This is a genomic window from Lentzea guizhouensis (assembly GCF_001701025.1).
GTDB classification, from domain to species: domain Bacteria; phylum Actinomycetota; class Actinomycetes; order Mycobacteriales; family Pseudonocardiaceae; genus Lentzea; species Lentzea guizhouensis.
Window position 1 is genome coordinate 9,535,248 of the sequence record NZ_CP016793.1, and the last position, 11,676, is coordinate 9,546,923.

An 11,676-nucleotide genomic window follows, 5' to 3' on the forward strand; every position below is an offset into this window, starting at 1 on the left:
ACGCGAGTTTCGGGGTCACCGTTTACCAGGAACATACCCGGTATGCATACTCGGTGGGCATGTCGGTCAAACACGGTCTGTTGGCGTTGCTCAAGCGCGGCCCCATGTACGGCTACCAGCTGCGAACGGCGTTCGACTCCGCCACCGGCGCCACGTGGCCCCTCAACATCGGGCAGGTCTACACGACGCTGTCCCGCCTCGAACGCGACGACCTGGTCGCCGCACTGCCCGAGCGCGACGGCCAGCGCCCCTACGAGATCACCGCACCGGGCCGCGACGAGCTGCGGAGGTGGTTCAGCACACCGGTCCACCGCTCCGACCGGCCGCGCGACGAGGTGGCGATCAAGGTGGCCCTGGCCATCACCACGCCCGGTGTCGACGCCGCCGGGGTCATCACGACCCAGCGAACGTCCACCACGCGCACGCTGCAGGAGTACACGCGGCTCAAGACCGAGCCCGGCGAGCTGCCGTGGCTGCTGGTGCTCGACGGGATGATCTTCCAGGCGGAGGCGGAGCTGCGCTGGCTCGACCACTGCGAGGCGAGCCTGACCCACTACCGCCCACAGACGGCGGCCACCACCGAGCCGACGGAGGTCGAGGTGCCGAGATGGACGTCCTCGAACGTGCACCCGGCCACGACACGCCGCGCATAGGGTGCGGAGGTGACTACCTTCGCGATCGTGCACGGAGCAGGCGACGTCGGCTGGTCGTGGCACCTGGTGTCCGAGGCGCTGGAAGCCCAGGGCCACACGGTCATCGCCCCGGACCTGCCGACCGAGGACGAGTCGAAAGACCTGTCCGACTGGGCCACCGCGGTCGTGGACGCGGTGTCCTCCAAGCCCGACTCCACTTCGGACGTCGTAGTGGTCGGCCACTCGTTCGGAGGCCTGGTCGCACCTCTGGTCGCAGCTCGTCTGAACACTTCGGCCCTCGTCCTGGTGACGGCAATGCTCCCCCGCCCCGGCGAGGCACCGGGCGACTGGTGGGGCAACACCGGGTACGCGGACAGCGGCCTGGAAGACCAGTTCTGGCACGACGTCCCGGCACACCTCGCCGAGGAGTCGCAGAAGCGGGAACGCGGCATGTCGGAGAACGCCATGAGCAAGCCTTGGCCACTCGACCGCATGCCGGACGTACCAACGCACTTCGTCCTGTGCACCGAGGACCGGTTCTTCACGCCGGAGTTCATGCGCAAGGTGATCGCGGACCGCCTGCCAGGCGTCAACCCGGTGGAGCTCAAAGCAGGCCACTGCGCCCAACTGAGCAAGCCAGAAGAACTCGCCACCTTGCTGGCAACCTTGCCCCACTGATCGAGCGAAGCGAGACGAAAAGCCCCGCACGCAAAGCGAGCCCCCCATCGAGCCGAAGGCGAGGCGTGTGCACCTCAATCGACGGGCAGCGGTAACACCCACCTGCATCGCGAAACCACGGTTCTCTGAAACACGAAGGCCCCCAGCGCACCAAGCACCAGGGGCCCCGCCTCACCAATCAGAGCTACTTCGACTCATCCTCCGAAGGCAGCTCCACATCCGTCACTTCCTTGCCGTCCTTCGTCGGCGCCGGCATCAGCGCATCCAACGCCGCCCCGGCGATCCGCCGGAACGCCCGCCGCGGCCGTGCCCGCTCCAGCACCGCGACCTCCAGCTTCACCGCCGGCAACAGCTCAGCGGTCCCGTTGGCGGTCGACGCCGACCCGGCCGACAACGCCTTCACCGCGACGGGAACGGCCTCGGCCAGCGTCAGGCCGTCCGCGAAGGCCTCCTTCAGCGCCGTGTTGGCGGCGTCGACGGTGCCGCCCATCACGATGTACTGCGGCTCCTCCACGACGGAGCCGTCGTAGGTCAGCCGGTACAGGGTGTCCGAAGCAGCCGTCTCGCCGACCTCGGCCACGCAGATCTCCACCTCGAAGGGCTTGATCTGCTCGGTGAAGTAGGTGCCCAGCGTGGTGGCGTAGACGTTCGCGAGAGACCGGCAAGTCACGTCACGCGGGTCGTTCTGGTAGCCACGCACGTCAGCGAACCGGATGCCCGCCTGGCGGAGGTTCTCGAACTCGCTGTAGCGGCCCACGGCGGCGAAGCCGATGCGGTCGTAGATCTCCGCGACCTTGTGCAGCGTGCTGGAGGGGTTCTCCGCGACGAACAGAATGCCGTCCGCGTACTTCAGCACGATGACGCTGCGACCCCTGGCGATGCCCTTGCGGGCGTACTCGGAGCGGTCGCGCATCACCTGCTCTGCCGATGCGTACAGCGGCATCGTCATGGGTGGTGCTCCTGACGTCGAACCTGATGGGGACTCAGCCTGAGGGGCGGGACCGGCGGCCCTCGACGACCGCGTCGGCGACCGTCTGGACCTGCGACTCCGGTACCTCGACGGCGCCGTCGACGCCGTTGATCGTGACCACGACCGGGTAGAGGCGGCGGACCGGGTCGGGGCCGCCGGTCGCCGAGTCGTCGTCCGCCGCGTCGTAGAGAGCCTCGATGACCACGCGGATCGCCGCCTCGACGTCCGAGTCGGGGTCGTAGAGCTTCTTCAGCGACGACTTCGCGAAGAGCGAGCCGGAGCCGACGGCCTGGTAGCCCTGCGACTCCTCGTAGCGGCCACCGGTGACGTCGTAGGACACGATGCGGCCCGCGCGGTCCGGGTCCGCCGCGTGCGTGTCGTACCCGGCGAACAGGGGCACCACGGCGAGGCCGGCCATGGCCGCGTCGAGGTTGCCCCTGATCATCGCCGAGAGGCGGTTCGCCTTGCCGTCGAGCGACAGCGGAACGCCCTCGATCTTCTCGTAGTGCCGCAGTTCGACCGTGTACAGCCGCACGATCTCGATCGCGATGCCCGCCGTGCCCGCGATGCCGACGGCCGAGTGGTCGTCGGTCACGAAGACCTTCTTCATGTCGCGCTGGGCGATGACGTTGCCCATCGTCGCGCGCCGGTCACCGGCGATCACGACGCCACCCTTGTAGGTGACAGCGACGATCGTCGTCCCGTGCGGGGCCTGGACGGTCCCCTCCGGGAGCTTCCGGGCGGAAGGCAGCATGTCCGGTGCCTGCGCCCGCAGGAAGTCGGTGAACGACGACGAGCCGGGCGTCAGGTACGCCGGGGGCAACGCCGCGGCCGGGTAACGCCCGGTCGAGCTGTGGTCCATGTGTTGGTTGTTCTCCCGTCCCCGAGGTGGTCAACAGGCCAGGAAGGCCTACTGACCACCCTTCTGCACGTATGCGCGGACGAAGTCCTCCGCGTTCTCCTCCAGCACGTCGTCGATCTCGTCGAGGATCGCGTCCACGTCCTCGCCGAGCTTCTCGCGACGTTCCTGACCGGCTCCGGCGGCGTCCTCGGCACCGTCGTCGCCGTCGCCACCGCCCTGGCGCTGCTTCTGTTCCTGGGACATCTCGGCCTCCCACTGACTCGCCTGACAAGAACACTACCCAGCGGCACCGACAAAAATTGTGAGCCACTCGGGTAGACGATCACCCGCGAGTCAGTGCATCCACCAGCTGCTCGGCGGTGTCCGAAGCCTCCAGGAGGGCTCCGACGTGCGCTTTCGTCCCGCGCAACGGCTCCAGCGTCGGGATTCGCACGAGCGACTCACGACCCAGGTCGAAGATCACCGAGTCCCACGAGGCGGCCGCGACCGAGGTGGGGTAGCGCTCCAGGCACCGGCCGCGGAAGTACGCACGCGTGTCCTCCGGCGGGGTGGTGATGGCCGCGCGCACCTCCTCCTCGCTGACCAGGCGCTTCATCGAGCCGCGCGCGACCAGGCGGTTGTAGAGGCCCTTGTCCAGGCGCACGTCCGAGTACTGCAGGTCAACCAGGTTGAGCCGGGCCGAACCCCAGGCGAGGCCGTCGCGCTGCCGGTAGCCCTCGAGCAGCCGCAGCTTGGCCACCCAGTCGAGCCGGTCGGCGCACTCCGCGGGGTCGCGGGCCAGCGCGTCGAGCACCTCGCCCCAGATCCGCAGCACGTCGCGGTCGCCGGTGCCCTCCTTCTCGACGAAGGCGGTGGCGCGCTCGTGGTAGGCGAACTGGATGTCCAGACCGGTGAACTTGCGCCCGCCGGTCAGCTCGACCTTCGTCTTGAGCGTCGGGTCGTGGCTGATCTGGTGCACCGCGCGGACCGGGTCGACCATCCGCAGGTCGTCGAACCGCTGCCCGGCCTCGATCATGTCGAGCACCAGCGAGGTGGTGCCGCACTTGAGGTAGGTGGAGTACTCGGCCAGGTTCGCGTCGCCGATGATGACGTGCAGGCGGCGGTACTTGTCCGCGTCCGCGTGCGGCTCGTCGCGCGTGTTGATGATGCCGCGCTTGAGCGTGGTCTCCAGGCCGACCTCGACCTCGATGTAGTCGGCGCGCTGGGAGAGCTGGAAGCCGGGCTCCTCACCGGCGGCACCGATGCCGACGCGGCCGGAGCCGGTCACGACCTGGCGCGACACGAAGAACGGCGTGAGGCCCGCGATGACGGCCGTGAACGGCGTCGAGCGCTGCATCAGGTAGTTCTCGTGCGTGCCGTACGACGCGCCCTTGCCGTCGACGTTGTTCTTGTACAGCTGCAGCCGGGGCTGGCCGGGCACGGTGGCGGCCTTGAGCGCCGCCTCCTCCATCACCCGCTCCCCCGCCTTGTCCCAGATCACCGCGTCGCGCGCGTTCGTGACCTCGGGCGCGGAGTACTCGGGGTGCGCGTGGTCGACGTAGAGCCGCGCGCCGTTGGTGAGGATGACGTTCGCCGCGCCCAGGTCCTCGACGTCGGAGTCCGCCGGGTGCCCACCAGGCGAGCCCAGGTCGAACCCGCGGGCGTCGCGCAGCGGCGACTCCACCTCGTAGTCCCAGCGCGCCCGCCTGGCGCGCGGTATGTCCGCCGCCGCCGCGTACGCGAGCACCACCTGTGTCGAAGTGAGCACCGGGTTCGCGGTCGCGTCGCCCGGCACCGCGATGCCGTACTCGACCTCGGTTCCCATGATCCGCCGCATGCGCAACACCTTATGACCTGACCCCGACAAAGGCGTGAGGGGAGCTTCACGTTGAAGCTCCCCTCAGCCTATTCACCCGGAAGCCAGTCCGGCGGCAGGACGGATCCTGGATGCGCCACGAGAAGGCCCGAATGCTGCGACAACCGCGAGCGCCACGACCGCCAGCGCGCCTATGACCAGCGGCAACACCACTGAGAGAGCCGGTAGCACCAGCGGGATCCCGATGGACAGGATCGCGATCAACGCGTAACCGAACCCGAGCGCGCCGCCGCCGATCACCCCGACGAGGGCCAGCATGACCGCTTCGGCGATGACCCCGCCCTGCAGCCCGCCTTGAGTGACACCCAAGGCGCGCCGCAGCGCGAGCTCCTTGCGGCGTTCCTGGACGGAGATCGTCAGCGCGGTGCCGATGCCCGTCACGGCGACCGCCACGGACAGGCCCAGCAGCACCATCATCAGCACGGTGCCCAGGTGCATGTACCGGTCCGCCTCGGCGCGTTCGTCGGCGTCGGTCTGCACGATGACCGTCGGGTTGTTCGGCAGCGCGGCCTGCAGGTCGGCCCGGAACTTCGCCGGGTCGGTGCCTGGCTTGAGCGCGACCACGACCTTCTCCGCGGGTCCCGTGGTCAGGCCGCCGAGGATCGGCGTGTACCCGGTGAGCGTGCCGGCAACGGTCCCGACGACCTTGTACTGCTTGCCGTCGGACTCGACGAACGGCCGGCCCTCCCAGTGCAGCGGCACGATCGCGGTACCGGCGACCAGCTGCTCGGCCCCGGCCACGTTCTGCGCCTTCAGCCAGGTCTTGAACTCCTCCGGGTCGACACCGGAGCCGTTCTCCGCCTTGTGCAGCACCGCGCTGGCCGCCACGCCGTCCTGAGCCGGGATCGACGGCAGCGGGCGCTCCCCCGCGTCCACCACGGTGGCGTCCGGGCGCTCCTCGTTGGCGAACGAGTACGTCAGCTCCTGCGCGGTGCCCAGCAGGACCAGGAAGAACGTCACCATGGAGCTGGCCAGCAGCAACGGCAGCGCGACCGACGCCGACCGCTGCGGCATCCTGCGCACCTCCGCGCCGGCGAGCTTCCACTGCGTCCACCGACTGCCGCCGATCTTGCCGAACAACCGCGCGATGAACGGCACCGTGACCGGCCCGAGGATCCAGAACAGGCCCGTCACCGCGGCGATGGCGGAGAACGTGACCGCGAGCGGTGCGACGGCGGTCCCCTTGGCGGCGATGGCCGCCAGTGCGAGGAGGGCCGCGCCGCTGATGAACAGCAGGCCGAACACGAGCCGAAGACGACGCACGGACCGTGGCGGCACCTCGCTCTCCGCGTCACGCAACGCGGCGAGAGGCGACACGCGCGCGGCGTTGATCGCGGGCCGGACAGCGGCCATCACGCTCAACAGCGCCGCGACGACAACTCCGAGGATCACGTACCCGACGGACGGCAGCAGGGCGGGGCTGAGCTCGACCGCTCCGAACAGCACGGAGATGCCGGTGACGTCGAAGGTCCTGGCGAGGATCCACGCCATCGGCCCGCCGAGCAACGCACCACCGATGCCCGCCAGCGCACCCGTCACCAACGCCTCGAACAGGCTCCTGCGCACCAACGGCCCCCGCTGGGCGCCGATGCACCGCAGCAGCGCCGTCTGCCGCTGACGTTGCGCGTAGACCGCCCGGAACGTGGCCGCCGCGACGAACACCGCCGTCGCCAGCGCCAGCACGCTGAACGGCAGCAGGATGAACGTCAGCTCGTTGCCGATCTTGTCGGCGTCCGGCGCCGGGTCCCACACCACGTACGACGCACCCGCGGCGGCCTTCACCGCGTCGCGGTTGCCGCCGAGCACCCAGACCTCCTTGGTGAACGGCTGCGGGTCGAGCTCACGTGCCAGGTCCGGACCGGCGACCATGATCGGCCGCGAGTCGATCCCGCCCTTCTTCATCACCCCGCTGACGGTGACCTCGACCGGCTTGCCGTCCGCGGAGGCGAGCTTGACCTTGTCGCCGGGCTTCAGGCCGCGTTCGTAGGCGGTGATCTTGTCGACGGCGACCTCGCCGTCCGCCGCCGGGGCCTTGCCCTCGGCCAGCGGCCAGCGCACCAGGTCCGGCTGCTGCACGTGCACCTCGGCCCGGTGCTGCCCGGCCCTGCCGTTCGCGTCCAGCAGGTCCGCCTGCGCCACCTGCACCGGCACCGCCCGGCCGACCGAGGAGAGCTTGGCCAGCAACGCGTCGTCCAGCTTCGGGCCGGTGGGTTGCGCACCGGTGGCCGAGGGGTCGAACGGCTGCTGCTTGACGTCCACCACGTGGCTCACCGACGACGGGGTGAGGGGCGCGCCCTCGTCGACCGACCTGGTGAGCGCGTCGCTCAGCACCAGGGCGGCCAGCAGGCAGGCCACGCCGACGACGAGCGCGACGCCGGGCAGCAGCGCGCGGCCCGGCCGGGCGCGGAACTCGGCGACGCCGAGCCGCAGGGAAGTGGACACGAATCCTCCTCGGTGACGTCTGACGGTCCCGAAGGTAGGAAGGAGGGCGATCAGCGGGCGTCGGACTGGGGTAGCAAGCTCGCGTACGACCACAGGAGGACACGGGATGATCAACCTCTACGACGAGGACGCGAACGTCATCGGCGAGGTGACGCGCGAACGGATGCGCGCCGAGAACCTCTGGCACGGCTGCGTCCTGACCGTGGTGTTCTCCACCGACGGCGAACGCGTCTACGTGCACCGCCGCACCGACACCAAGGACGTCTTCCCCGGCCTCTACGACTACGCGGCGGGCGGCGTGATCGACTCCGGCGAGACCCCGGACGAGGCGGCGGCCCGCGAGCTGCGCGAGGAGCTCGGCGTCGAGGCCCCGCTCACGCCGCTCTTCCAGACCATCTACGTCGACGACCTGACCCGCTACCACGCGTGGGTCTACGAGACGCACTACGACGGGCCGTTCACCCACCAGCCGGAGGAGGTCGCGTGGGGCGGGTGGATGGACGCGGCCGAGCTGCGCGGCAAGATCGAGGACCCCGGCTGGCCGCTGGTGCCGGACGGGCGCGCGATCGGCCGGGAGTGGTTGCGCCGCACTAGTTCCAGGTGAGGGCGGCGCGCGTCGCCCAGTACTCCTCGGCCGGCTCGGACAGGTCCGGCAGCACGACCTCGACGGTCATGGCCTCCGCATTGGACCGCAGCTGCTCCGGGCTCGCCGCACCGGACAGCACGACGTCCACCCACGGCTGGTGGGCCACGGCGGCCAGCGCGACCGCGTCCGTGCCGACGCCGAGCTCCTTCGCCTGCACGGCAACGGCTTCCGGTGCCCGCACGGCGAGCCGGCCGTTCGCCATGCCCTCCTTGATGATCACCTTGAGCCCGGCGGCGTGCGCCTCGCCGAGAGCGGCCGCGGCGGAGGTCTCCAGCACGTTCCAGGTGGACTGGACGGAGGTGAAGATCCCGAGGTCGAGCGCCTTGCGGATGGCGTCGGCCTGGTTCGGGCCGGAGGTGGAGAACCCGAGCGGCACACCGGTCGCGACCATCGCCTCCTGCAGCGCCCGGTCGTCGAACAACGGGCTGTCGGCGGTCAGCGAGTGCACCTGGTAGAGGTCCACGCGCGGCAGCAACGCCGTGGTCTCCCGCCACTGCTGGGTGAAGCGCGCCAGCGAGTGCTCCTTGACCTCGTGCACCTGCGCGTCCGGCCGCCAGTCCGCGGTGTAGGCGTAGCCCCACTTGCTGGAGACGGTGACGTCGTCGTGGCCGGGCAGCCACTCGCTCAGGAACTGCTCGGACAACCCGTAGGACCGCGCCGCGTCGACCCATCGGACACCCAGCGCGTACGCCTCGTCGAGCACGAGGTGGCACTGCGCGCGCATGGCGTCCACGTCCCGCACCTGGGGCAACGCGTCCTCACGGCCGAGGTTGATGTACGCGGGACGACCGAGGGAAGCGAGACCGAGTGCCAGCTGTGCCATGCCGACTACCGTAAAACGGCGCCTGCGACGAGGAACGGCGGCCCCTGGTGGGACCGCCGTTCACGTGACCCGCCGGGGTCGGTCAACCGGAGATCATCAGAAGTCGTCGGCGGTGCGGATGTGGTTGCGCACCCACTTGCCGGCGTCCTTCAGCGGGCCCTCACCGGCGAAGCTGCTGCCGGAGCACGTGCCGCTCTTGAACACCGCACCCGTGCGGTGGTCGTCGGAGAAGTTCCAGTTCGTCCAGGAGATCTTGGCCTCCTTCATGAACGTGATGAACTTGTTCGCCATGGTGAAGTCGTTCGGACCGTCACCGGAGGCCTCCTGCGAACCGAACTCGGTGACGAAGACCGGCACCTGGCTCGAGACCGTGCGCAACGCGTTGAGGTACGAGTCGCGGTGGTCCTTCGCGTAGAAGTGGAACGTGTACATCAGGTTCGAGGCGTTGACCTTGTTGCGGCTGACCTCGTTGATGTCCTTGCCGTCGGACAGGCCGAACGTCGACCAGCCGTGCGTGCCCACGAGCACGAGGCTGTCCGGGTCCTGGGCGCGGATCGTCGGGATGACGGCCTCCGCGTAAGACTTCACCCGCGACCACGTGACGCCGTTCGGCTCGTTCGCGATGTCGTAGATGATGTTCGTCTTGTCCTTGTGCCGCTGCGCGATCTCGTTGAAGAACGTCTTGGCGCGGGCGGTGTTGTGGTTCGGGTCGCCCGGCGAGAGCTGGTGCCAGTCGACCAGCGCGTACAGGCCGCGCTTGGTGGCCTCCTCGATGTACCCGTGCACCATGTCGGTGAACTTCCGGGGGTTCGACTCGTAGCCGCCCTCCTGGATGTACATCGAGATGCGGAGGATGTCCGCCTTCCAGTCGTTGGCGAGCGCGTCCAGGGACGCGGTCTTGACGCACTGGGAGTACCACTGGATGCCGTGCGTGCTCATGCCGCGCAACTGGATCTGCTTGCCGTTCTTGTTGCACAGCTTGACGCCGCACACCCTGAGCTGGCCGTTGACCGCCGCGGGCGAACCCGGCGGCAGCGCGGCCGCGGAGACGTCGCCCGCGGGTGCGGCAGCGACTGAACTGCCTGCCATCACACCGGTCAGGGGGAGCACGACTGCCGCGGCGAGCGCCACCACAGACTTCTGCCAAGCCATTCAGCATCTCCTCTCGGACTGCTGGCGACGGATTAGTTAGGTAAGTTTCCTTACCGATTAAAGGTATGGATGACCTTAAAGCCGCCTCCGGAGTGCGTCAAGCATCTCGTCGCAGAAGAGCGACAGTTCCGGTACCGAGAGTCACCAGTGCGTAAAGCATCAAAACAGCAACAGCGGCTGACGGCGCGAGGGGCGGGTCGTTGACGACGCCCGCCACCTCCCACACCAGGTACGGGACCATCACCGCGGACGCGTCGACGTTCCACGGGTCGGGCAGCATCGGCGTGATCGCGGGAAGTCCCCACAGCAGCACGCCGACGACCACGATCGCGACGGCCGTCGACCGCACCGCGAGCCCCAGCCCGAGGCCGACCAGGCCGGTGACGAGGATGGACAGGACCGCCGCGCCCGCCCACGGCAGCACGTCGCCGAGGTCGTCCCACGGCGCGATCGGCGGCGGCCGGTCCCCCATGACCAGCCAGCTGGTGCCGACGCTGAGCGCGAGCGTGACGGCGCCGAGCACCATGGCCGCGGTCGCCACGAGCGCGGTCTTGGCCGCCAGCAAGCGTTTCCGGTTCGGCACGGCGGTCAGTGCGGTGAGCCGCGGGTCGGAGGTGGCGACCAGGGCGCCGAGCGCGGCCACGAGGAACTGGACGACCGGCGTGATCACCACACTGCTGTCGGCGGAGGCGAACCTCGCCTGCTCGGCGGGCGGCGAGGTGTCGTAGTCGGCGACGATCAGCCACGACAGCAACGCGCCGACGACCACCATCAGCCCGATGGCGAGGACCAGGCCCCACGGCCCGCGGACGGTCCGGAGCTTCAGCCACTCCGCGGTGAGCGCGTTCTTCACAGTCCCCTCCCCGAGGTGAGCTCCAGGTAGGCGTCTTCGAGGGAACCGTGCTGCGTCAACGCCTCCGTCGGTGTCTCCTTGACCAGCTGTCCTCTTGCGACGATCACGACGTGGTCGGCCGTGAGCGCCATCTCGCTCATCAGGTGGCTGGACACGAAGACCGTGCGCCCCTCGTCCGCCAGCGACCGCATGAGGTCGCGGATCCACCGCACGCCCTCGGGGTCCAGGCCGTTGACCGGTTCGTCGAACATCAGCACCCGCGGGTCGCCCAGCAGTGCCGCCGCGACGCCGAGCCGTTGCTTCATGCCGAGCGACAACGCCCGGATCCTCTTGTGCCGCACGCCTCCCAGCCCGACCTGCTCCAGCAGCTCGACCGCGCGCTGCTGGTCGATCCCGTTGCTGGCGGCGAGCCAGCGCAGGTGGTCGAGCGCACGGCGGCCGTGGTGGACCGCCGCCGGGTCGAGCAGCACGCCGACGTGCCGCAGCGGCTGGTCGAGGTCCGCGTACCGCCGCCCGCCGACCAGCGCCTCGCCCCCGCTGGGCCGGTCCAGGCCGACGATCATGCGCATCGTCGTGGACTTGCCGGCGCCGTTGGGGCCGAGGAAGCCCGTCACCAGTCCAGGTTGGACGGTGAACGACAGGCCGTCGACCGCCGTCGTGTCCCCGTATCTCTTCGTCAGGTTCCGCACCTCGATCATGCCGACGAGGGTGGTGGTTCTCGTCCCGCCGCGGATCGGCCCGTGCTCCGATCCCGGGAATCGGA

11 protein-coding genes and 1 pseudogene are annotated in these 11,676 nt (G+C 69.6%); 3 read left to right on the plus strand and 9 right to left on the minus strand.

What is annotated here, in order from left to right:
- Positions 1-59 precede the first annotated feature (59 nt).
- Together BBK82_RS45210 and BBK82_RS45215 are read left to right on the plus strand one after the other, a co-directional pair.
- Positions 60-653 carry a PadR family transcriptional regulator gene (locus BBK82_RS45210; protein WP_083268638.1) on the plus strand — a complete coding sequence of 198 codons (594 nt, stop codon included), beginning with the start codon at positions 60-62 and terminating at the stop codon, positions 651-653.
- A 9-nt stretch (positions 654-662) separates the two neighbouring features.
- A complete protein-coding gene (locus BBK82_RS45215; protein WP_065920403.1) occupies positions 663-1,310 on the plus strand; it encodes an alpha/beta fold hydrolase in 648 nt (215 codons plus the stop codon).
- A gap of 184 nt (positions 1,311-1,494) precedes the next feature.
- Here the strand turns inward: BBK82_RS45215 and prcA are convergent, their stop codons facing one another.
- The 5 genes from prcA to BBK82_RS45240 form a co-directional block, all read right to left on the minus strand.
- On the minus strand, positions 1,495-2,259 hold the full coding sequence (gene prcA / locus BBK82_RS45220) for a proteasome subunit alpha (RefSeq protein WP_065920404.1): 765 nt from the start codon (positions 2,257-2,259) through the stop codon (positions 1,495-1,497).
- Positions 2,260-2,293: 34 nt separating this feature from the next.
- Positions 2,294-3,142 carry a proteasome subunit beta gene (gene prcB / locus BBK82_RS45225; protein WP_065920405.1) on the minus strand — a complete coding sequence of 283 codons (849 nt, stop codon included), beginning with the start codon at positions 3,140-3,142 and terminating at the stop codon, positions 2,294-2,296.
- Between the two features lie 48 nt (positions 3,143-3,190).
- Positions 3,191-3,385, minus strand: a complete 195-nt coding sequence (locus BBK82_RS45230) for a ubiquitin-like protein Pup (protein WP_065920406.1) — start codon at positions 3,383-3,385, stop codon at positions 3,191-3,193.
- Positions 3,386-3,464: 79 nt separating this feature from the next.
- The gene (gene dop, locus BBK82_RS45235; RefSeq protein WP_065921884.1) at positions 3,465-4,958 is read right to left on the minus strand and encodes a depupylase/deamidase Dop; all 1,494 of its coding nucleotides are present in this window, start codon (positions 4,956-4,958) and stop codon (positions 3,465-3,467) included.
- Between the two features lie 72 nt (positions 4,959-5,030).
- Positions 5,031-7,439 (minus strand): FtsX-like permease family protein, encoded by a 2,409-nt coding sequence (locus tag BBK82_RS45240; protein WP_065920407.1) that lies wholly within the window; start codon positions 7,437-7,439, stop codon positions 5,031-5,033.
- Positions 7,440-7,545: 106 nt separating this feature from the next.
- Here BBK82_RS45240 and BBK82_RS45245 point away from each other — a divergent pair, with 106 nt between their 5' ends.
- Entirely contained in the window at positions 7,546-8,043 is a 498-nt protein-coding gene (locus BBK82_RS45245; RefSeq protein ID WP_065920408.1) for an NUDIX hydrolase, read from the plus strand.
- Here the strand turns inward: BBK82_RS45245 and BBK82_RS45250 are convergent.
- The 4 genes and pseudogenes from BBK82_RS45250 to BBK82_RS45265 all read right to left on the minus strand — a co-directional run.
- Positions 8,030-8,908: an aldo/keto reductase gene (locus BBK82_RS45250; RefSeq protein ID WP_065920409.1), complete on the minus strand. Its 879-nt coding sequence runs from the start codon at positions 8,906-8,908 to the stop codon at positions 8,030-8,032. The genes BBK82_RS45245 and BBK82_RS45250 overlap by 14 nt on opposite strands.
- Positions 8,909-9,004: 96 nt before the next feature.
- Positions 9,005-10,060, minus strand: coding sequence for a glycoside hydrolase family 5 protein (locus BBK82_RS45255; protein ID WP_065920410.1), 1,056 nt, complete (start codon positions 10,058-10,060; stop codon positions 9,005-9,007).
- Between the two features lie 97 nt (positions 10,061-10,157).
- Positions 10,158-10,913, minus strand: coding sequence for an ABC transporter permease (locus tag BBK82_RS45260; protein ID WP_065920411.1), 756 nt, complete (start codon positions 10,911-10,913; stop codon positions 10,158-10,160).
- 50 nt (positions 10,914-10,963) lie between these two features.
- Positions 10,964-11,611 (minus strand): annotated as a pseudogene (locus BBK82_RS45265) (ABC transporter ATP-binding protein); the annotation flags it as partial.
- Positions 11,612-11,676: the final 65 nt, after the last annotated feature.